Source organism: Nostoc sp. CCY0012, from assembly GCF_963920855.1.
Classification (GTDB): domain Bacteria; phylum Cyanobacteriota; class Cyanobacteriia; order Cyanobacteriales; family Nostocaceae; genus Cyanocohniella.
The window spans coordinates 1-21,910 of record NZ_CAWUDM010000097.1 but is presented as its reverse complement, the minus strand read 5'-3'; the positions used below and the strand labels follow the sequence as shown (position 1 = coordinate 21,910).

The following is a 21,910-nucleotide window of genomic DNA, read 5'->3' as shown; positions in this document are numbered from 1 at the left end:
CTCCCTACTCCCCACTCCCCACTCCCTACTCCCCACTCCCCTGACTTGGCGAAATACGTTCAATAGGAATCAGCGCTTCCATCACCGCTTTCACAACTGGTGCAGCCACCGTAGAACCGTAAGCATTGGCTCCTTTAGGCTCATCTGCTACTGCCAAAACCACATAGCGGGGAGACTCTACTGGCAAAATACTCACGAAGCTGGTAATTCTAGCATTGGCAATATAGCCACCGTTAGGACTAGCTTTTTGCGCTGTACCTGTTTTACCACCAATGCGATAACCCGGAATTTGTGCAGCCTTACCAGTGCCTTTTGAAACCACAGTTTCCATCATTTCCACCACAGTTTGGGCTGTCGCTGGGGAAAAAATTTGGCGTGGTGTGGGGCGTTCTGGTGCATAATGCATCTGCCCATTGGTATCCACCAGTCCTTGGACTACGTGGGGTGTGACCAATTTACCCCCATTAGCTAAAGCTGCGTGCATTTGCACCAACTGTAATGGTGTCAAAGAGAAACCTTGCCCAAAAGAGGTAGTTGCGGCTTCAATTGGCGAACCGAGAAATTTTCTTTGCCCTTTAAACTGTCCACGAACTTCAAACGGCAAATCTGTCTCTATAGTTTGCCCTAATCCCAAGCGTTCTAGCCAATTGTAATAAACAGAGGGTTTCATTTGTTGAATGATCCGCACCATGCCAATATTGCTGGAAGTTTGGAGAATTTGAGCAATGTCGATATTCCCATAACTATTGCGTTGGGCATTTCTGATGGTGTGGCTACCGATGCGAATAGAACCAGGATCATTAAACACATCATCTGGTTTAATGGCACCATTTTCTAGAGCGATCGCCACATTCAACGGCTTAAAAGTTGATCCCGGCTCATAAAGGTCAGCCACTGTCCAGTTTCTAAATAAAGAAACATCAGATTTGGAGTATTCATTAGGGTTATAGGTGGGATAAGACACCAAAGCCAGTAAAGAACCATCCAAGGCATCCATGACAATTACCGCCCCCCGTTTAGCCTGAAACTTGTCCATTTGCTCTTTGAGAGCAGTACGGGCAGCCCTTTGCAAACGACTATCAATAGTCAATTGCAATCGCAAGTCATCAAAATTTAAAAATCCTTCGGGTGCATGATTTGGTAGTATTCGCCCGTTTCCTGAACGACTCAACCGCACCGTCTGCACAGAACGTTCTAATAATTTCTCTTGACTATATTCCACACCAGCCTGACCACGACGGTCAATATTCACATAGCCCACTACATCAGCAACCAAATCCTGTTGTGGGTAAAATCGAGAGTATTTTTGAGTCAACTCTAAGCCATTTAAGCGCAAAGACCTAATGCGATCGGCAACTACTTCCGGGAGGGAAGAAGCCAGCGTAATTCCACTTTTTCGGCTTTGAAAAGTTTTCACCAAGTCAGCAGGGGTTTTATCCAGTATGGGGGCCAAGCGTTCTGCCATTTTTTCCTGAGACTGACTAAACAACTTGGGATGGGCATACAAAATATAAACAGGACGGTCAACAGCCAACACATCATTACTGCGGTCTACCACCAGGCGACGCGGAACAAAAGGCCGTAGATTCACCATCTGCTGATTGCGCGCCCTCTGGGTTAACTTTGGCCCCTGGATAATTTGCAGTTGATATAAATTAATAGCCAATCCCAAAGTAGCAGCCATTAATATGCCCCATACCACGAACAATCGGGATTTAGTGCTTTGTATCTGGTCTGGAGTATGAGCGCTAAACCTAGCCATAAATCCTCGTTTAGAGGTTTTTTGACGTTTTTTTAACGATGGATTCCGAAAATTTCTGAATTTTAATCTACTTGGTGACTTTTGCATTGACCTGCTCAGTTTCAAATGGCTTAGTTATGTTGACCGTGCCAATTTTTAAATAGGAATTTGGGATTTTGGATTAACCCTTAATACCCCAGTGGCGAGGAAGTTTGCTGCGGCGTTGCTAGATTTGGCATTGTGTCAGGCGTTGGCAAAGAACTAGCAGATGGAGGGGATGTGGGTAAGAAAAGTGTCCGGGCTGGTGTTGGCGATACAAGACCTGATGTTTGCTTTTCTGCTTCCTCAGCCATTTGATTTTTCAAGGAGGCATTGGTTGTGGTTAACTGTCGCTCATAAAGTTGAAAATTTTGTAGTTTACGATACCCCTGTCCCCACGAATCTTGGGAATATACAGTCAAACCATAAACAACCAAAGTTGCGCTCACCAACAAAAACGCCACAATTGAGGAATAACGATGTGAAGTGTACAACCGCAGTAACCAAAAAGGTGCCGCTCCAGAATTTGGCACTACAGGCACGTTTAAGAAGCCCGACTGCGGTTTGACCTGTGCGGCAATTACAGACTCTTTAACGGATGAGATTGGTTTAGTAGGTAGTGAGGAACGCCGTTTTTTGATTGCGGGTACTACTGGCGGAGGTTGATCTGCCAGTGTAGATTCACTCAAACCCAGGGAGCGCCGCTTTTCTACAGATGGGGTAGAATTTCGTCGGAACCAATTACCTTTCGGGGAAACAGCCGATTTACGAACAGCAGTCATAAATTTTCGGAAATTAAAATATTGTGTTTTAGACCGTTGACCTGCTTTAGTTAGGGTGAAAATTGTGTTCTGCGTCATCAGCACACTTAACACCCCATACCCTTGTCATGAGGTCACTCCACCAAATAACGGAGTCAACTAGATATTGCAATACTGGTAATCATTAAGTAGCAATATTGCATTTAAAGTATGGCAAGACAAGGTAGTAAGGAGCAAGTCCTCAACACCATGACATCCTTGTTTGTGATCAAATGTGGTAAAATGCACCTGCTTATCAAGTCACTATACTCCTCATCCACAAAAAATAATCGGCTTACTGCTTACTGCATAATAACTACACCTTAAGAAATCAGCCGAAAGTATGGCTTTTAAAAATGTAATATCCACACATCTTAAAAATCAGCAACAAATAGGTTATCTTATTCAACAGGCGAAATTTTTTTATTGCCAAAATTGGTGAAAGAGGAGTTAATGATGAAAACAAAAATCTTTGGTTTTGCTTTAATGTTGAGCCTAGCTGCTGTTCTCGGAGCTTGTGAAACTGGTACTGACGACCCAGCTGGTACCCCACCCGCAGCTACCCCCGCTCCTGGTGAGCCTACCGACGGTGTTACCCCTGCTCCCACACCAGCTACACCGTAAAATGTCATCTTAGAGACGGCGCCCAAAACAGGTTAGTGATAGTGCTACTCACTACACAACTGGCAATAATTAGTTTTGGGCGAATACATAACCGTTTTTATGAGAAAAAATTCCTGTAGCGGTCAATTATTCTCTAAAAAATGTTGTTGTGAAGTCAAGTGAAATCTAGAAAATTTGACTTTCTGTTGTAAGTAAATAACTTTACATACTTACTACTAAGTATGTAAAAAATCACTAAAAATACGACAACTAAGTTACTGGCAACTGCTATTGAGCATTATCTATAGTTTTTTTATTGTGAAAAAACGATTGAGGTAGAATTGCTTGGCATTGCCAAATTTTTGTTTGTAGGAAAAATTTTGTCAACGTGTTTTTTAGCTAATCTGCTAGAGTAGCTGTATGTTGCTACTGCAATTTAGTACATCGCATTATTGTCGTAAAGCCCGCCTCGGGCTAGGTTACAAGCAAATTGATTATCAAAGGGAAAATTTGACTCCTGGGTTGCATATTCTGCGAGTTAAGCCATTAACTGGTTTAAAGACTCTGCCGGTGTTGCTACCACAAATAGACGGACAACCGCAAGCGATCGCTGATTCCACACAAGTTTTAAAATATTTAGAAACTTACCAAAAAGCACCATCGTTTTTTTTACCCAACCATGAACAGCAGACAGAAGCCTTGATGCTAGAAGATTGGTTGGATGAAAGTATCGGTACCGCCACCAGGTTTGTGTATTATCAGTTTCGTGCTGGAGAAGGCAAGCAAATCGATCCCTCACTATCTAGTCAGATGGTAATCAAGGTAGTGAGAAAACAATATGGAATCAACGATGCTAGCGTAGAACTAGCTACCAATAGACTGGCAACTGCCTTGGAAGAGTTATCTATCCGCTGGCAAAGAAGTGATTATTTGGTAGGTGACAGGTTGAGTGTGGCGGATATTGCCGCGGCTGCCTTGATGAGTCCTTTAGCACTCATACCCCACTACCGTGAGGGTTATCCCTGGTTGTTTGAACGCATTATGCACATCCATCAACTGTGTAATGAACCGTTACCACCGGGGTTGAGTGAAGGAGTGAAGGCGTGGGAAGTGGGGAGTAGGGAGTAGGGAGTAGGGAATGGGGGAAAGAAAAAAAATATTTTTGTTTGGGGTTTTGAGTATCAGTACTAGTGTTTTGGTGTGGTTATTTGGTCATTGGGGGAAACCTGTAATGGCATTACCACCGCCAGCGGATATACCAGAAGAAATATTACGGACAGAAATTATTATAGACGCGCGATCGCCTGTGGATGGCAAACCTCTAAATGCTGCTGAATACGCACAACTACAAGAGCAACTACAAGTGAGTCCTCCACCCAAACTCAGTGCTGAGGTCAGACAAACTATTTACCTCATCCGTTTGCGTAGAGCTTTACTACAAATTTTCCCATTTCTCGATATTTAACAATAATTACTCTTCACCAATCCCCAAAAATACTGTTGCCTCATTCTGATGTACGATAACGGTGGCGACAAAATTGCAAATAAATGTAAAGAATATATATAGATATTAGAACAGTAGATTTACTCAATCACTTTATTATACGTAGGTAGCTTCATGTCCATGACCACGATTGCCCCTGAACAGGTTAACCGTATAGTTTGGAATCAGCATCATGATCCCTTTGAAATACTCGGTTCTCACCCCATAGAACAAAATGGTAAAAATGTCTGGGCCGTGAGAGCCTACCTACCAAATGCGAGTGCAGCATGGGTAGTTCTTCCTGAACAACGTCAGGAATACCAAATGCAGACGGTACATGATCCTCACTTTTTTGAATGCACCATTGAAGTAGCAGAACTGACAAATTACCAATTAAAGATTAAAGAAGGGGAGCATGAGCGTGTCACTTATGACCCTTACGCTTTCCGTTCTCCCCGGTTGACAGAATTTGACTTACATTTATTTTCTGAAGGTAACCATCACCGCATATACGAAAAACTGGGAGCGCACCCGACAGAGATAGATGGTGTCAAGGGCGTCTATTTTGCTGTTTGGGCGCCTAATGCCCGCAATGTTTCGTTACTGGGAGATTTCAACCTCTGGGACGGTCGTAAACACCAAATGCGGAAAGGCCCTACAGGAGTTTGGGAATTATTTATTCCCGAAATTGGGGTGGGAGAACATTACAAATATGAAATCAAAAATGTTGAAGGACATATTTACGAAAAATCCGACCCCTACGGCTTCCAGCAGGAACCCCGTCCGAAAACGGCATCCATTGTTACCGATTTAAATACTTACAGTTGGGATGACGAAGAGTGGATGGAAAAACGCCGTCACACTGACCCCCTCACTCAGCCTGTATCAGTCTACGAAGTGCATTTAGGCTCTTGGTTACATGGTTCTAGTTCAGAACCAGCTAAATTGCCTAACGGTGAAACAGAACCTGTAGTTATCGTTTCGGAACTAAAACCAGGCGCACGCTTCCTTACCTACAGAGAATTAGCAGACAGGCTGATTCCCTACGTCAAAGAACTAGGATACACCCATTTAGAATTGTTACCCATTGCCGAGCATCCCTTTGATGGGTCTTGGGGTTATCAAGTAACTGGGTACTATGCTCCTACTTCCCGTTTTGGCACCGCCGAAGATTTCATGTATTTTGTTGACAAATGTCACCAAAACGACATCGGCGTAATTGTGGATTGGGTTCCTGGTCACTTTCCTAAGGATGGACATGGTTTAGCTTTCTTCGATGGTAGTCACCTTTACGAACACTCTGACCCCCGCAAAGGAGAACATAAAGAATGGGGGACATTAGTATTCAACTACAATCGCCATGAAGTCAGGAATTTCTTGGTGGCAAATGCCCTCTTCTGGTTTGATAAGTATCACATCGATGGAATTCGGGTTGATGCTGTGGCTTCCATGCTTTACCTGGACTATTGTCGTAAACCAGGAGAATGGCTACCTAACGAGTACGGTGGTAGAGAAAACTTAGAAGCAGCAGAGTTTCTGCGTCAGGTAAATCACATTATCTTCAGTTATTTCCCTGGTATTCTCTCAATTGCCGAAGAATCTACTTCTTGGCCGATGGTATCTTGGCCTACCTATACAGGTGGACTGGGCTTTAACTTGAAGTGGAATATGGGTTGGATGCACGATATGCTGGATTACTTCAGTATGGACCCTTGGTTCCGCCAGTTCCATCAAAATAACATCACCTTTAGTATGTGGTACAACCACAGTGAAAACTTCATGCTGGCGTTGTCTCATGACGAAGTAGTGCATGGCAAGAGCAACATCATTGGCAAAATGCCAGGGGATAGATGGCAAAAGTTAGCTAATGTGCGTTGTTTATTTAGCTATATGTTTGCCCACCCAGGTAAGAAAACCATGTTTATGAGCATGGAGATTGGGCAGTGGAGTGAGTGGAACGTCTGGGCAGACTTAGAATGGCAATTATTGCAGTATGAGGATCATCAACAGTTAAAACAGTTTTTCCAAGATGTTAACCAACTGTACCGTTCTGAACCTGCTTTATATACCCAAGATTTTGCTCAAGATGGGTTTGAGTGGATTGATTGTAGCGATAACCGCCACAGCGTTGTTTCCTTTATGCGCCGCGATAAAGAATCTGATGACTTCGTTGTCGTAGTTTGCAACTTTACACCCCAACCCCATTCTCACTACCGCATCGGGGTACCAGAAAAGGGATTTTATACTGAGTTGTTTAATAGTGATGCTCGTCCCTATGGCGGTAGCAATATGGGCAACTTAGGCGGTAAGTGGACAGATGATTGGTCATTGCACAGTAGTCCTTACTCCTTGGATTTATGTCTGCCACCTTTGGGTGTGTTGATTCTCAAGTTGGATAGGATGAAGACCGCTAAGGCATTGGAATCTTAATGTTTAGGGGTGGGTATCGTCCCACCCTCGCTCGGCGTTAGCGTAGCTTACCGTAGGCGATCGCTCAAAAAAGATAACATAAAAAGACCCGCAATACTTTTCCTGAGGTGACAAGCTATGTCAGAAACTACCTTAGCTACACCGGATATTCAACTCCCACCAACCCAAGCAGAATTACCCTATGATGATGGGATACCAATGGAAAGCGCACGTCATAAAGCCCAGATGGACTTGCTAATGGATGCCTTATTCCCGCGGTTAGCAGAACGAGAGGATGGTTTTGTCGGCGGGAATATGTTTGTTTACTACAGTTTAGCCCAGGTACGCAACAAAGACTTTAAAGGGCCAGATTTTTTTGTAGTATTGGGAGTCCCGCAAGGTGAACGTCGTAGTTGGGTAGTATGGGAAGAAGGTAAAGCACCAGATGTAGTGATTGAGTTGCTTTCTGACAGTACAGCCGCAATAGACAAAAATGAAAAAAAGCTGATTTACCAAAATCAGATGCGTGTACCAGAATATTTCTGGTATGACCCTTTTAATCCTGATGATTTAGCTGGATTCTCTATCCAAGAAAGAGTTTATCAACCTATTCTTCCTAATGCTCAAAATCAGTTAATCAGTCAATCTTTAGGTTTAGCATTACAACTGTGGGAAGGAAATTATCAAGGTATTAATGCGACTTGGTTACGTTGGGCAACTTTAGATGGGGAATTATTGCCAACTACCGCAGAAATTGCAGAACAAGAACACCAACGCGCAGAACAAGAACGCCAACGCGCAGAACAAGAACACCAACGCGCAGAACAAGAATACCAAAGAGCAAATACAGCAGAATTGCAATTGCTACAAACTGCAAGTAATTTACTTGAGACTGGGATGACAGTAGAACAGGTAGCTAGGTTAACAGGTTTAAATCAATCAGCAATAGAATCGCTTAACCCACCAATTGACTAAAATCTTGCTCCTGTTGATGTTTGGGTACAGTGCCGCAGACGACAGTAACGGATTTAACTAATGGGGGTCAAAGAGGGTTGGGGAGAGGTTCATCGAACTCACGTTTCTTTACTTTGCACTTTCAGTTTCGGCAACTCGGCGCTTCACTGCAATCACACTATCTGGGTTGAGTGAAATCGAGTCAATCCCCGCTTCCACAAGAAAAGCAGCAAATTCAGGATAATCGCTGGGTGCTTGACCGCAGATACCCACCTTGCGGTTGCTTTCATGGGCTGTGGTAATTAAACGGCGGATCATGCGCTTGACTGCTTCATCACGTTCATCAAATATATACGCTAGTTCCGAGGAATCACGATCCACTCCTAAAACTAGCTGTGTTAAATCATTACTACCAATAGAAAAGCCATCAAACCGCTGAGAAAACTCGGCAGCTAACTCAATGTTTGAGGGAATTTCTGCCATCACGTAAACCTGAAGATGATTCTCGCCCCGCTGTAAGCCGTTTTCTGCCAATACTTGCAAAACCTGATCTGCTTCCTTGAGAGTGCGACAAAAAGGAATCATCATCATCATGTTAGTCATGCCAATAACTTCACGGGCGCGTTTAATGGCACAACATTCTAAAGCAAAACCTTCACGGTAGCGATCGCTATAATATCGAGATGCGCCCCGGAATCCCAACATGGGATTTGCTTCTTTTGGCTCGAATTGCTGACCGCCAATCAAGTTAGCATATTCATTGGTTTTAAAATCGCTCATGCGTACAATCACAGGTCGGGGATATTGGGAAGCGGCAATTTTCGCCATACCCCGCGCCAAATTGTCTACAAAATATTCAGTTTTGTCTTGATAACCGTAAGTTAAATTCTGAATCTGCTTGCGTGCATTTCTATCTTTTAAAGTATCAAAATGCACCAAAGCCATCGGGTGAATTTTAATAATATTGTTGATAATAAATTCCATCCGCGCCAAACCAATGCCATCACAGGGTAAGCGCCACCAACGCAAAGCAGCCCCAGGACTGGCAATATTTAGTAATATCTGGGTTTTGGTACTAGGGATATCTTCAATACTGACTTCTGTTTCCTCAAACTGCAAAAGATGCGGATAGATATAACCTTGATCACCTTCAGCGCAAGAAATCGTAATTTCCTGTTGATCATGTAAAATCGTCGTCGCCTGATCTGTACCCACAATAGCTGGAATACCTAACTCACGGCTGACAATGGCTGCGTGACAAGTGCGTCCCCCGTGATCTGTGACAATACCAGCCGCCCGTTTCATAATGGGTACCCAATCAGGATCGGTCATCTGCGTTACTAAAATTGACCCATCTTGAAAATGCCGGATATCATCTGCACTTTCAATCAGACATACCTTACCAGATGCGATCGCTTCCCCAATACTCAAGCCAGTTAATATGGTTTCGCCTTTTTCCTGCAAACTATAAGCCTTCAAGGTATTAGTCGTTTTTTGGGTTTGCACTGTTTCCGGACGTGCTTGCACAATAAACAACTCACCTGTTTCTCCATCCTTGGCCCATTCCATATCCATTGGCTTTTGGTAATGGGTTTCAATCACAGCAGCCCAACGAGCTAATTGTAAAATCTCGTCATCGCAGAGGACAAAAGACTGGCGTTCTTCTAAAGATGTATTGATGTTTTTAGTAGAATGAGTGCCACCTTTGGCATAGACTAGTTTTTTTTGTTTATCTCCCAAAGTTTTCTCAATTACTGGTTGAAAATTATCTTGGTGCAGCAAAGGTTTAAACACTCGATACTCATCCGGTGTCACCGTACCTTGCACCACATTTTCACCTAAGCCCCAAGCTGCATCAATCAATACAATATCTGGAAATCCCGTTTCCGTATCAATAGAAAACATTACCCCAGCGCTGGCTTGATCAGAGCGCACCATCTTTTGGATACCAATAGATAGAGCCACTTGCAGATGATCAAATCCCTGTGCTTGCCGATAACTAATGGCTCTGTCGGTAAACAATGAAGCGTAACATTTACGACAGGCATCTAATAATTCTACCTCACCTGTAATGTTGAGAAACGTTTCCTGCTGTCCCGCAAAACTAGCTTGGGGTAAATCTTCGGCTGTGGCGCTGCTTCTCACGGCCACATCAACTTCATGAGTATTGTAGCGCTGACAAAGTTGGTGATAAGCGTCTTTAATAGCTGCGGCTATGTCTGCGGGAAAATTAGCAGATAAAAATAACCTCCGAATAGATTTACCAACTTTATCTAAAGAAGTTTTACCACTTTGCAGTTCTTCAAGATGAGACTGGATTTTCTCAGTGAGATGATTGGCTGCTAAAAATTGCCAATAAGCATCTGCGGTGGTGGCGAAACCATCGGGTACACAAATACCTTTATCTTTGAGGGTAGCAATCATTTCTCCCAAAGAGGCGTTTTTGCCACCCACAATGGTGACATCCTCAGATTTGAGGGTTTCAAACCAGCGGATAAAAGAATTTTGGTTAGTTATCATAGTTTTTTTTCAACGCAAAGGAACACAAATTATCTTTCTTCGCATCCTTCGCGTCCTTTGTGGTTCGTACATTTAAACAGTTTGCAGAGGGCGAGAGGTTCTAGCCATATGTTGGGCTTGTCGAACCATTTGAGAAGCATAACCCCATTCGTTGTCATACCAGTAGTTGGTACGATATTGGCAGCCGCCGCCCTACCTCTGGTAAATTTCTTATGGGGGCCATCCACTAATTCTTGAGTAGTAGTATAAGCATGAACTGTGGTCATGATTGCCTTTTTAATGCCAATTCTTCTGCCCATCACTTCCACCACAGGGGTAATGCAATTGGTGGTACAACTGGCACAGGAAACAATATGATCTGACTCTGTAGTTTGGTTAACACCAAAAACAACTGTATTAATATCTTCACTCTTCGTTGGAGCCGATAAAATTACGTTTTTAGCTCCTGCTTGCAAATGTTTTTCTAGTTCTGGTTTTTTATTAAAAATTCCCGTACATTCAAAGACTATATCAACCCCTAATTTTTCCCAAGGTAGTTGATTAGGGTCTTTTTCACTGAATACCTGATAGTTTTTCCCATCCACTATCAAATTCTGGCTATCGCTTTCTATCTTTTTGTCATACTTGCCATAAATAGTGTCGTATTTTAACAAGTAAACTAAATTATCTAATGGAATTAAATCATTGATAGCGACTAGTTCTAATTCCCTAGTATTGAGGATAATTTTAAAAACTGCTCTACCAATTCGACCTAAGCCATTAATTGCTACTTTCTTCATAAGTGACCTACCTTTTGAGAAGAGGCTAGGGGCTAGGGGTTAGAGTTAGAGTTAAGGGACTTCCAGAAATTAAATTATCCAATTTACTGGGATGCAAGGTTGTCTTTCTCCCCCCTGCTCCCTGCTCCCCTGCTTACCGAGTGATTTGACATTTATTTAGTTTGAAGTCCCTAAAGTAATCCCCAGTCCCCAGTAACTTAATGTGCCACCAACTGCTCAGTGCGCTGTGCTAATAACTGCTTGGCTCGTTCTGCTAAATTCTGGTTTTGGCTTTTGACTTCTTGGAAAAATTGGGTGAGATCGCTATCGCCTGCTTGCTCTGCATCGTTAAGATAAGTTTCACAGCACGCTGCACTTTGGAGGGCATGATATGGCACGCTGACAAGATCGAAATGTTCGTCTTTGGTTCCGGTATGATATTTATCTGGCATTTTCTTAACTCCTGATAATTAAATTGGGATGAGTCGTTTCTAAGTTAGCTATGACTTTTATTGGTAACTCCTACCCAAAGAATGAGTTAGACATTTATGCTCTTATTCCTACTGGCTGTCTAACTTGCATTTTTACTGCTTCCACAATGGCATCGGCATCGATTTTGGCAGCTTGCAGTAGTTCTTCTGGTGTGCCTGAACCTGGCATATCTTGTACTGCTAGTTTAATTAATCGCAGTTGGGGGCCATCATAAATGGGGGTATTACTATTACCTGCAAAGGCATCTAGCACCGCAGCACCTAATCCGCCTTCAATCCAGTGGTCTTCCACAACGACTAAATTACCTTTGGTATCCCGTGCGGCTTGATGTAGTGTCTGCACATCAATGGGTTTGACTGAGTAAGCATCGATAACGCGGATTGTGATGCCTTCGTTTTTTAGTCTGTCATAAGCTTTAATGGCTTCATGTAAGGTAATACCTGCACCAATTACTGTGGCTTGATCACGGTCGGAACTGTGAATGATTTTGCTACCACCAATGGGAAATTCTTCTTCATGACCATAAATTACAGGTGTTTTTTCCCGTGTCGTGCGGAGGTAAACAATGCCATTGCGATCGCACATTTGGGCAACTAATTTAGCTGTTTGATTGGCATCACTGGGATACAGCACAGTACTACTCCATACCGCCTGAAATGCTGCTAAGTCTTCCAATGCCATCTGTGAAGGGCCATCTTGACCGATGGATACGCCAGCATGGGAACCTACTAATTTAATGTTGGCGCGAGATACGGCCGCCATCCTCACAAAATCGTAGGCACGGGTTAAGAAAGCAGCGAAGGTAGAAGCGAAGGGTTTGTATCCTCTTACCTGCAAGCCCACGGCGGCGGCTACCATTTGTTGTTCAGCAATGTACATTTCAAAGTAGCGCTCTGGATAGGCTTCGGCGAAATCTTCGGCATACGTGGAATTACTGACTTCTGCATCTAGAACAATTACATTTGGTTGTGCGGCTCCTAATGCTACTAAAGCATCACCATAAGCTCGGCGTGTTGCTACTTCTGCGCCTTTGTTATAGGTAGGAAGTTGTAATGGTTGAGCATTACCGATAGTAGCTGGTTGTCCTTGTGCTTCGGGTTTATCCACCTGGATTGTAATTTGCCGTTCACCACCTAACTCGGCGATCGCCTGTTGTTCATCTTCAGGTTTCAACGCTTTACCATGCCATCCACCTAAATCTTCCAAGGACGCTACACCTTTACCTTTCTTGGTACGGGCGATGATCACAGTGGGGCGATCGTTAACAGTCAGCGCAGCGCTAAATGCTTGATCAATCTCCGTGAGATTATGACCATCAACTTCAATAGCTTGCCAACCAAAAGCCATCGCCCGTTTAGCATAAGCTTGAGTATTCCAACCCAATTCAGTTTGACCCCGTTGACCGAGGCGATTGACATCGATAATAGCAATTAAATTATCTAGGGTATAGTGTGCAGCATGGTCAAAAGCTTCCCAAACTGAACCTTCGGCGGTTTCACTATCACCCAGCAGCACCCACGTATGATATGGCAGTTGATCTAAATATTTACCTGCTAAGGCTATTCCTACACCAATGGGTAATCCTTGTCCGAGAGAACCTGTAGCTACATCTACCCAAGGTAAAGCTGGCGTGGGATGACCTTCTAAGCGACTACCAAAATGCCGCAAATCAAGTAATTCATCATCACTGATGACTCCGGCTGCTTTGTACATACTATACAGTAGCGGTGCTGCATGACCTTTCGAGAAAATCAGGCGATCGTTATGAGGATTATGTGGATTGTCGAAGTCGTAGCTGAGATATTTAGAGAGTAAAATTGCCATTAAATCAGCTGGGGACATGGATGAGGTAGGATGACCCGAACCTGCAATGGTCGTAGCGCGAATACTATCAACACGCAACTGTTGTGCTAGTTCATGCCATTGATGTAGTTGCTCCTGTGTGGTCATAGTGGTTTTCCTAAATCAAAATATAGGTACTTGATCAAATTCGGCAGTTTTTGGTTTAATTATTCTTTTTTCGTTAAATTTTGCTATTTTCCCAGAATCGATTACGTAACAATTGGCAAAATACATTTCATACCAATTAAAAAAAGAATGTGGAAAATAGTTAGGGGTACTGTAATGTTCCCTAGTCAGAATTTATTTGCATAATCGACATCTTGCACCAGGCGACTGGAAGTCACGGCTATACAGACAAAACCCTTGTTCCGTTAGTCCGCGTAGGCGGACTTAGTTTGTATAGCCGCGTATCGCTAAAGCGAAAGCTCCGCTAACGCGCCAGCGTGCCGGAGGCTCTTTTCTAATCGCCAGGGCTAGGTGCTGCGCGAACAGCCCTTATCTTGAGGACTAAAGTCCTCACTACAAACTTAAAATAATATGCCAGTTGCGTAAGTCCTATATGCAACAGAAGATGTTTTTCCGCTGATCGCAATCATTAATTAAATTGGTATGTCGCCAGACAGTCGAGAGCTTTAAATCTCTCTTACTGGGTTTACTGTAGAAAGTAGAATGTATAATAACTTCTTTCTAATGGAATAATTAGCATTTATTTCTTAGGGTATATAAAACCAAAGTTTATTTATAGTGTATTTATATTTAAAAATATTACTGAAATAGGTGAGATGGAAAATTTATGCTTTTTTGCCATGATTGTAAGTGATTTTATTTTCATAAAATCACTTAACAATTATTTATGAATTTCTCCATGACGAAATTTATCAACTTTTGACCTCTACGTTCTACTTCTTGCTCTGTTACCAGCAGAAAGTTTTTGTTAGCAAAAAAAGGTTTAGCGGTAATGCTAGCTTCTACGAATAGTCTTTTAATACCTAAACTTCTAGCTTTTGATTCAATTTGTTCAAGAATCATCGTGCCAATGCCTTGCCCTTGAAAATCTTTATGGCAAAAAAATTTGTCAATATGTCCATTGGCTTCTAGTTCACCAAAACCGACAATTTTACCATTGTTTTCTACTACATAAGTAAACTTAGTTTTTAAGCTGTTTATCCAAACTTCGATATCCATCTCTACTGGCGCCCAAGCATCAATTTGTTCTTTGGTATAATCACGAATATTTACTTCATGAACAGTATTGTAGAACAAGTCTATTATTTCTGCGGTATCACCGATTTCGTAGGTTCGTAATTTCATTTTTTTAGCTATTTTATGCAGATTAAATATCAGAATAACTCAGGACAACAATCATCCTATAGCACAGTGCAACAAGTTAACACTCCTAGTCCAAATTCCCCAGATCCACTAATTGCTAAAGGTTGGGAACGCGAACAGTATGTTGGTATTACTATTTTGTTTATCAGTTTGATTGCTGCTGTGGGATATTTAAGTCGTCGCTTGGAATATGCTTTATTGTTTGCTGTTACTCTCAGCATGATACTGGTAGTTTTTTTTCTCACTACGTAAGAGGATTTTGGGAAATTTCTACAGATACAGTATTTGCTTGGGTAGAGAGGATTACAAGAATAAAAAACAAACCGCAAAGGACACAAAGGACACAAGGGAAGGAGGGTTTTAAAGGGTTTTTGCGACGTTCAAATAAGAAATACTTATTTCCCACCATAGCAATAAAGAGCGATCGCCTGATCATGTCGCTGTTTTTCTGCTAGCCGCTAGGATTAATAATCATAGACCACTCATCGCTATCCGAATTTGCAGATGAGGCGGAGGTATTTGTGTTGCCAATTCTCAGACGACGAATTAACCGGGGAGGAAATCTCACTGAAAACCTAGCTGGGTATATGTTCATGATGCCCACAATTTTGGTTTTGGGGTGTTTTGTAATCCTGCCAATTTTCTACGCGGTTTTTCTCTCTTTGCATAAAGTCCAGCTTTTAGGCAGTATTGAGTACGAGTTCATTGGCTGGCGTAATTTCACACGCTTGTTTGAAGACGGACGTGTGGGGATTGCTTTACGAAATACGGCAGAATATGTGGCAATTGTTGTGCCTACGCAAACAATTCTGGCTTTATTGCTGGCTGTAACTCTCAATTCTGGGATTCGTGGTAAAAACTCATGGCGGATTCTCTTCTTTTTACCCACGGTGACATCTTCAGCGGTGCTAACCCTGATATTTATGTGGATTTATAACACTGATGGATTATTAAACCATGTTCTCGCGTTTATCGGGCTACCTACCTATAACTGGTTAGGTGACCCATCCGTTGCCCTCAAAGGCATCATGATTATGAATATTTGGTCAACTGCACCGTTTTATATGGTGATTTACTTAGCAGCGTTGCAGGATATTCCCCAAAAGCTTTACGAGGCGGCAGAACTTGATGGGGCAAATTGGTGGCAACAGTTTATTTACATTACTATTCCTTTGCTCAAACCTGTGACGTTTTTTGTGCTGGCTGTTGGCATAATTGGTACATTTCAACTGTTTGACCAGTCTTATATTTTCTCTGGTGGTACTGGTGGGCCCAATAATGCCACTTTAACCGTAGTTTTACTGATATACCAAGCTGTATTTCGTAACTTACAGATGGGATATGCTGCTGCGATCGCCTTTTTGCTGGCAGCGATAATTATTGCTGTAACTTTGATTCAACGGCGAATTTTTGGAGGCGAAAAAATATGATGCGAACTTCTCGCTTTCCTTGGCTAAAAGTGCTGTTATACATAATTTTAACACTGTATGCAATTCTCACTCTCATTCCCTTTTTGTGGGCAGCTTCCGCATCCTTTAAGCCACTTTCGGAAATTATCAGCGGGGAATTAAATTTTTTTCCCCAGAATTTCACCCTGGATAATTACAGGCAAATCTTTATACAGGAACCTCTATTTTGGCGGTGGGTTTTAAATAGTGTGGTAATTGCTGTCAGTGTGACGTTATTAAATTTACTATTTAATTCAATGGCGGGATATGCCTTAGCCCGACTGAATTTTGTGGGCAAACACTTTTGGTTTTTCCTAATTTTGGCGCTTTTAGCAGTCCCCGCACAAATCACCTTGATTCCCACTTTTTTGATTTTGAAAGCTATAGGCTGGCTAAATTCTTACCAAGGGATGATTGTTCCTGGTATGGTGAATGCCACATTTATTTTTATGATGCGGCAATTCTTTGTGAATTTTCCCAAGGAACTGGAAGAAGCCGGTCAACTAGATGGTTTAAATACTGTAGGGATATTTCGGCATATTGTCTTACCCCTAGCGAAACCAGCCTTAGCAGCCCAGGCGGTTTTTGTGTTCATGGGTAGTTGGAATAATTTTTTGCTCCCCATAGTTATTTTGTTTGACCCAGAAATGTTTACCCTCCCCCTAGGGCTGAACAGCTTCAAAGGGCAATATATCAGCTATTGGAACTATATTATGGCTGCTTCTATGATGTTCACTCTGCCAGCTTTAGGAATTTATGCTTTTTTCAACCGCTACTTTATTCAAGGTGCAACTTTTACCGGGGGGAAGGGTTAGGAGTGGTAGATGAGGGAAATGAGGGGAGACGGGGAGATGAAAAACAAAGATTTTGGTACTAATGCGAAGTCTTTCCCCCCTGCCCCCCTGCTTGTTCACTTCCCCGTAGGGGTTCCCTAGTCTCCACGTTAATTAATATCTATTTTTATTGACTTATTGACCCTTGATCCCCAGTTGAGAAGCAACAGTATTTTCGGCGACAAATTGCGCTCTGAACATGATATTGGTATTACAGCGACTTAATCTCTCATCTGTTCAGTTAACAAGTGTTATGGGTTTTGCAGACCTACTGATTGCAGAGATAGCAGCAGACTACAGTGTCCCTGTAGAAAGATTGTTTTCTCTGCCTAAACAACTGGTAATTGCCGATAAACACCAAAAGACCCGTTTGGCGTTAGAGGATATAAAGGCAATGATTTTCCAAATTTTGTCGGGAATACGCCCAAAGGTAACTAGGAACTCGGTGGGTGAGGCCTAAATTACCAGAGATCCTATTTCGGACTTTAGCTAATTGGCTAATGGCAAAGAACCAGCTATTAGTCTGGACAACATGGAGATTGAGTATCGCTTTATTAGCTGTGTTGAGCGTCAAAATCTTTAAGGGGAAACATGTTTAGAAGACTAATTGGCGTTGTTGTTGCTACCGTTTTGCTGACGTTTCAGTTAATGGTCGGTGGCGCGACAGCAGTGGAACTGGACGAAGCTATCCGAACAGTGCCATTAAATGCTCAGGGTGATAACGTTGTACTCAGCCTAAAACAAGTCAAAGAAGGCAAACGTTTATTTCAATACGCTTGCGCCCAATGTCATGCTGGAGGCATTACCAAGACTAACCAAAACGTGGGATTAGAACCAGAAGCGCTGGCTTTAGCATCACCAAACCGGAATAATATTGTAGGTTTGGTAGATTACATGAAAAATCCCACCACCTATGACGGGGAAGAGGAAATTTCTGAATTACATCCCAGCATCAAGAGTGCAGATATTTTCACGGAAATGAGAAATCTCACAGAGGATGATTTAGTGGCGATCGCTGGACATATTCTCCTACAACCCAAAATTGTGGGCGATAAGTGGGGCGGTGGTAAGATTTATTACTAAACTCCTAATTGAATGCTGATTTCTGGGTACTGGGTGCTGGGTGCTGGGTGCTGGGATAGATGAAGTTTATCCCCAGATTACTCAAAACTCAGGACTTAGGCTCAGAATTTTTTTGGGATGGGATTTAGGCGATCGCTCACCATACACTCATAGTCTAGAAAAATTTGGCTGGGGGAATTTTATGAATTTACCCAGAATCTTTTGGGTGTAATGCAATCCTAGTAATATTTGCTGATTGCAAAAATTTTGCTATGGATTTAGTCGCCATTGAAAAAAAAATTTTTTATCTACGACAGATTGTCATACTTTGGCGTTGATTTTATCTAAAATGAAAAAGGGAAAATAAAAACTTTAGTTAGGAGAAAGCCATGAAATTGATTTCAGCAAGCTTGCGGCGCTTTACTTTAGCTGTATTAACAGTTCTTTTAGTTGTTAGCAGCTTTGCTATTTTCACTCCCAGTGCTTCAGCTGAAACCTTCCAGGTAAAATTGGGAAGCGACAAAGGTATGCTGGCATTTGAACCCAAAAAATTGTCAGTTAAACCAGGCGACACCATTGAGTGGGTAAACAACAAAGTACCTCCCCATAACGTTGTGTTTGATGCAGCTTTAAACCCTGCTAAGAGTGCTGATTTAGCCAAAGAACTGTCTCACAAGCAATTGCTAATGAGTCCTGGTCAAACCCAAACAACCACCATTCCCGCAGATGCACCTGCTGGTGAATACACCTTCTACTGCGAACCCCACCGTGGTGCTGGCATGGTTGGTAAATTAGTTGTTGAATAATCTTTTGTCACTTTTTTAGAGAATTGACCAAAAGTAGCACGCCATATCCATAACGTGGCCTGCATGATAGATAGGCGGTGACGAGTTATATTTCCGCCAAGAGAGAAATGAACTCATCACCCCTAATCTTAATCAAAAATAAAAGTTCGTAGTGAGGACTTTAGTCCTCAAAAATCTGTATTTCACTTAACCAACTTGTGAATATTCGCTTCCCAATTCGCTCCATCAAAAGGTATAATCTCAAAATTTCCCATCACATCCCCATCTAAACAACGCACATTCACGTCGACACCATCGGGATGACTCCGGGGGATATAAAAAGGATGCATTCCACAAGTCTGACAAAACTTATGCTGGGCAACTCCAGTATTAAACGTATAAGTTGCCAAATTATCTTCACCTTGCAGTAAAGTAAACTGCTCTCGCGGCACAATTAAATGTAAGAAACCCTTTTTTCTACAAATCGAACAATTACAATCTTCCACTTGATGATTTTCCACAATTACCCGAAAGCGCACCGCACCACAATGACATCCGCCTTCGTAAGTAATTGATGGCATAGAACTCTCTTTCATTTAACACTCCCCTTAATCAAGCAACTAAATAAACATGAGGTCTATGAACCTCTCCCCAGCCCCTCTCCGACGCGGAAAGGGGCTTAAATATCCTTCATTACCAACGAAAAATTAAGCTCTTATCGAGAAGATTCTAATTGAGCAACCCTATCTTCTAATTTATTTACTTGTTGTTTTAATTCCACAACTAAAGTAGCTAAATTATCAAACATTTGGTCTTGTTGCGATAAGTTACGTCTAGAATTGTTTGACTGCGGTGGAGTAAGTGTAGTTCTGGCTGAGGGCGATTTACCCAGTTGATTAAGTTGCGACTCAACTCGTCTCAATCGCGCCTCTACACGGTTAAAGTCGGCTTTTAGGTTATTAAAACGGGATTCCACTTGTTGAGATGAGACTGGATTTGATAATAAACCCAGCCAAATAATTATGACCACAACCCCAGCAAAAATTAATTTGCGAAACATGAAATTTACTCCTTTATCGGAGGTTTTTGATTACATTTATTTATCCGGTTGTAATTGAGAAAATAGCTGATGCCAATCGATGGAATTTACAGTATTTTCGCTTGATTTTACTTCTAATGTGATATTAGATGCTGGGGATTCATGGAGCGATCGCACACAAAGTTCCGCCACATCATCCCGGCTAATTTTTCCTCGAATATTATCACCTTGTTCAAAGATTAATTCTTTACCACCTGGTTCTTCAGTTAATGCACAAGGTCTAATAATTGTGTAAGGAATACCACTTTCTCTTAAACTATCTTCCCCTTTCAACTTCCATGTTAAAATGCCGCCCAATTGGTCATTTAAACGCACCGCTGGTGGTTCTTCATCTAAATTAATTCCCGGTCTTCCCGGACGAGTTACCCCGGCTGAACTGACAAGAACAAATCGTGGGAATTTTTCTCCGCCATAAGCTTTAATTGATTCTACTTGTAAGGCAAAATTACCTGGTGTAAATTTCGGATTTAAATCCCCGTCATATTCAAACTTACTCAACATCAATTGAAAAGAAGAAATCCGATTAACATCAATTGGGGGACAATCTGCAACAACTTTGGCCCGAAATACCGGAGTCAATTCACTAAAGGGAATGCGAATATCCATCCAGGTATCAGCTACAGTATCAAAAGAATAACTGTAACCAACGCCATCCCATTTAGTATCTGTCCGTAAAAATAATTTGTAACGCTGTCCGTCACCTTGGACGCGTAATTCGACACCTTCATAACCCGATAAGTCAAAAGGTGGCTCAAAATTCTTGGTTCTTACCGAAGCAAATCCTCCTGAGTTAGCTGTGGAAACGTTACCAGCAAACACGGCTTTATTTCCCGCTAATTGCATATTGCTGGAACTCACACCACCCATAACCACATCATCCACTGCACCCCAAATCGCTTTTAATTCCGCTGAAGGATTGGTGAAATCAAATATTAATTGTTCATTCGCTAGAGGTAAATATTTGGCCGCAGCCTGTACCAAGTTTTTCACACCTTGATATTCTACGTTTTCTGGGGTGTCACCCACAATTTCTGGCAGATAAAATTTAATACCTTGATTATATTTAGCTCTATCGGGTGTATCTCCTTCTACTGGCTGCACACGCACTGCTGTACAACAAATTACCGCTTGAATGTTAGACATTACTACAGAATTTAATGTTTCTGGCTTAGTAATATCCGCAACTACTAAGTCAATATCATTACCAAGAATTGACCTAGCTTTTTCAATATCTCGCACCAGCGCCCGGACTTTGTAACCTTGTTCTACTAGTCGCCGTACCACTCGTTTACCTACACCACCCGTTGCACCCGCAACTAGTATTACACCCATGTATCTTCCTCCTTTGGGTAGATTGTGCTGATCTTGAGGACGACCTTGGATTAACTGTTGCACCCAGTTAAGGAAAGGAATTACCTCGAAATAGGTTAGGGTTTCGATAAACCTGCCTAAGTCCCATTGAGAACGATTTTTGTCAGCCATTATTGCGTCCTCACAATTTTCTGCTTGTTACATATATGATAACGAAACAGCTGCTAGCGCTTAACTGATGCGGGGAGTGAGATTATTTTTGGCTAAAATTAAGCTAAATATTTGGTATTTCATCTTATGGGGCAAACGCGTTAGGATACTTACTTAAGTGTTACTAATAAAACTAATATTTACCAAAAGATAAGGTTTAAAGCCTCGCCCCTTGTGGGTGGTTTTTCTCCC

At 42.1% G+C, this 21,910-nt stretch carries 21 protein-coding genes; 11 read left to right on the top strand and 10 right to left on the bottom strand.

The window, feature by feature from the left end:
- Positions 1-25: 25 nt before the first annotated feature.
- Both ACM0OS_RS22480 and ACM0OS_RS22475 read right to left on the bottom strand, forming a co-directional pair.
- Positions 26-1,684: a peptidoglycan D,D-transpeptidase FtsI family protein gene (locus ACM0OS_RS22480; RefSeq protein ID WP_414545413.1), complete on the bottom strand. Its 1,659-nt coding sequence runs from the start codon at positions 1,682-1,684 to the stop codon at positions 26-28.
- A 245-nt stretch (positions 1,685-1,929) separates the two neighbouring features.
- Positions 1,930-2,562: a hypothetical protein gene (locus tag ACM0OS_RS22475; RefSeq protein WP_414545412.1), complete on the bottom strand. Its 633-nt coding sequence runs from the start codon at positions 2,560-2,562 to the stop codon at positions 1,930-1,932.
- A gap of 471 nt (positions 2,563-3,033) precedes the next feature.
- On the opposite strand from ACM0OS_RS22475, the gene ACM0OS_RS22470 reads away from it, so the two are divergent.
- The 5 genes from ACM0OS_RS22470 (at position 3,034) to ACM0OS_RS22450 (ending at position 8,050) form a co-directional block, all read left to right on the top strand.
- A complete protein-coding gene (locus tag ACM0OS_RS22470; protein ID WP_414545411.1) occupies positions 3,034-3,204 on the top strand; it encodes a hypothetical protein in 171 nt (56 codons plus the stop codon).
- Positions 3,205-3,603: 399 nt separating this feature from the next.
- A complete protein-coding gene (locus ACM0OS_RS22465; RefSeq protein WP_414545410.1) occupies positions 3,604-4,311 on the top strand; it encodes a glutathione S-transferase family protein in 708 nt (235 codons plus the stop codon).
- 10 nt (positions 4,312-4,321) lie between these two features.
- Complete coding sequence (locus tag ACM0OS_RS22460; RefSeq protein WP_414545409.1) at positions 4,322-4,648, top strand: hypothetical protein; 327 nt, start codon at positions 4,322-4,324, stop codon at positions 4,646-4,648.
- A gap of 153 nt (positions 4,649-4,801) precedes the next feature.
- The gene (gene glgB, locus ACM0OS_RS22455) at positions 4,802-7,096 is read left to right on the top strand and encodes a 1,4-alpha-glucan branching enzyme (protein WP_414545408.1); all 2,295 of its coding nucleotides are present in this window, start codon (positions 4,802-4,804) and stop codon (positions 7,094-7,096) included.
- Between the two features lie 117 nt (positions 7,097-7,213).
- Positions 7,214-8,050: a Uma2 family endonuclease gene (locus ACM0OS_RS22450; protein ID WP_414545407.1), complete on the top strand. Its 837-nt coding sequence runs from the start codon at positions 7,214-7,216 to the stop codon at positions 8,048-8,050.
- 108 nt (positions 8,051-8,158) lie between these two features.
- Here ACM0OS_RS22450 and ppsA read toward each other — a convergent pair whose 3' ends face one another.
- The 5 genes from ppsA to ACM0OS_RS22425 form a co-directional block, all read right to left on the bottom strand.
- Complete coding sequence (ppsA, locus tag ACM0OS_RS22445; RefSeq protein ID WP_414545406.1) at positions 8,159-10,549, bottom strand: phosphoenolpyruvate synthase; 2,391 nt, start codon at positions 10,547-10,549, stop codon at positions 8,159-8,161.
- A gap of 29 nt (positions 10,550-10,578) precedes the next feature.
- A complete protein-coding gene (locus ACM0OS_RS22440; RefSeq protein ID WP_414545405.1) occupies positions 10,579-11,328 on the bottom strand; it encodes a type I glyceraldehyde-3-phosphate dehydrogenase in 750 nt (249 codons plus the stop codon).
- A gap of 197 nt (positions 11,329-11,525) precedes the next feature.
- Positions 11,526-11,759 (bottom strand): hypothetical protein, encoded by a 234-nt coding sequence (locus ACM0OS_RS22435; RefSeq protein WP_414545404.1) that lies wholly within the window; start codon positions 11,757-11,759, stop codon positions 11,526-11,528.
- A 94-nt stretch (positions 11,760-11,853) separates the two neighbouring features.
- On the bottom strand, positions 11,854-13,749 hold the full coding sequence (locus ACM0OS_RS22430; protein WP_414545403.1) for a transketolase: 1,896 nt from the start codon (positions 13,747-13,749) through the stop codon (positions 11,854-11,856).
- Between the two features lie 732 nt (positions 13,750-14,481).
- A complete protein-coding gene (locus ACM0OS_RS22425) occupies positions 14,482-14,952 on the bottom strand; it encodes a GNAT family N-acetyltransferase (RefSeq protein ID WP_414545402.1) in 471 nt (156 codons plus the stop codon).
- Between the two features lie 15 nt (positions 14,953-14,967).
- On the opposite strand from ACM0OS_RS22425, the gene ACM0OS_RS22420 reads away from it, so the two are divergent.
- From ACM0OS_RS22420 to petE, 6 genes are all read left to right on the top strand, one after another.
- Complete coding sequence (locus ACM0OS_RS22420) at positions 14,968-15,222, top strand: hypothetical protein (RefSeq protein WP_414545401.1); 255 nt, start codon at positions 14,968-14,970, stop codon at positions 15,220-15,222.
- 269 nt (positions 15,223-15,491) lie between these two features.
- A complete protein-coding gene (locus ACM0OS_RS22415) occupies positions 15,492-16,400 on the top strand; it encodes a carbohydrate ABC transporter permease (protein ID WP_414545400.1) in 909 nt (302 codons plus the stop codon).
- Positions 16,397-17,233, top strand: coding sequence for a carbohydrate ABC transporter permease (locus ACM0OS_RS22410; protein ID WP_414545399.1), 837 nt, complete (start codon positions 16,397-16,399; stop codon positions 17,231-17,233). Before ACM0OS_RS22415 ends, ACM0OS_RS22410 begins: the two co-directional genes overlap by 4 nt.
- Positions 17,234-17,450: 217 nt before the next feature.
- A complete protein-coding gene (locus ACM0OS_RS22405) occupies positions 17,451-17,711 on the top strand; it encodes a hypothetical protein (RefSeq protein ID WP_414545398.1) in 261 nt (86 codons plus the stop codon).
- 131 nt (positions 17,712-17,842) lie between these two features.
- The gene (gene psbV / locus ACM0OS_RS22400; RefSeq protein ID WP_414545397.1) at positions 17,843-18,334 is read left to right on the top strand and encodes a photosystem II cytochrome c-550; all 492 of its coding nucleotides are present in this window, start codon (positions 17,843-17,845) and stop codon (positions 18,332-18,334) included.
- 368 nt (positions 18,335-18,702) lie between these two features.
- Positions 18,703-19,119, top strand: a complete 417-nt coding sequence (gene petE / locus ACM0OS_RS22395; protein ID WP_414545396.1) for a plastocyanin — start codon at positions 18,703-18,705, stop codon at positions 19,117-19,119.
- A gap of 182 nt (positions 19,120-19,301) precedes the next feature.
- Here the strand turns inward: petE and ACM0OS_RS22390 are convergent, their stop codons facing one another.
- The 3 genes from ACM0OS_RS22390 to ACM0OS_RS22380 all read right to left on the bottom strand — a co-directional run bounded on the left by ACM0OS_RS22390 (position 19,302) and on the right by ACM0OS_RS22380 (position 21,679).
- Positions 19,302-19,694 (bottom strand): GFA family protein, encoded by a 393-nt coding sequence (locus ACM0OS_RS22390; protein ID WP_414545395.1) that lies wholly within the window; start codon positions 19,692-19,694, stop codon positions 19,302-19,304.
- Between the two features lie 119 nt (positions 19,695-19,813).
- Positions 19,814-20,158 carry a hypothetical protein gene (locus tag ACM0OS_RS22385; RefSeq protein WP_414545394.1) on the bottom strand — a complete coding sequence of 115 codons (345 nt, stop codon included), beginning with the start codon at positions 20,156-20,158 and terminating at the stop codon, positions 19,814-19,816.
- Positions 20,159-20,194: 36 nt separating this feature from the next.
- Positions 20,195-21,679: a CIA30 family protein gene (locus ACM0OS_RS22380; RefSeq protein WP_414545393.1), complete on the bottom strand. Its 1,485-nt coding sequence runs from the start codon at positions 21,677-21,679 to the stop codon at positions 20,195-20,197.
- Positions 21,680-21,910 lie beyond the last annotated feature (231 nt).